Source organism: Acinetobacter sp. AL9 (assembly GCF_041464035.1).
Taxonomy (GTDB): Bacteria; Pseudomonadota; Gammaproteobacteria; order Pseudomonadales; family Moraxellaceae; genus Acinetobacter; species Acinetobacter towneri.
This window is the reverse complement of sequence record NZ_JAYFSK010000306.1, coordinates 1-222: the sequence shown is the minus strand read 5'-3', so window position 1 is coordinate 222 and position 222 is coordinate 1. Positions and strand designations below refer to the sequence as shown.

The window sequence follows — 222 nt, the reverse complement described above, 5'->3', positions numbered from 1 at the left end:
TACTCACCCGTCCGCCGCTAGCTCAGTTACCGAAGCAACCTCGCCCGCTCGACTTGCATGTGTTAAGCCTGCCGCCAGCGTTCAATCTGAGCCATGATCAAACTCTTCAGTTAAAATCATTTTGAAGCTTTAATCTAAACTTCCAAATCTGGCTCATCAATTTTCTGACTTAAATTTCGCTCAAATAAACTTCGAGTAATTTAAACCAATCAATCAATGAAA

At 41.4% G+C, this 222-nt stretch carries 1 rRNA gene; it reads right to left on the bottom strand.

What is annotated here, in order from left to right:
- Positions 1 to 113: ribosomal RNA gene (locus ACEO2X_RS14835) — 16S ribosomal RNA — on the bottom strand; the annotation flags it as partial.
- Positions 114 to 222: the final 109 nt, after the last annotated feature.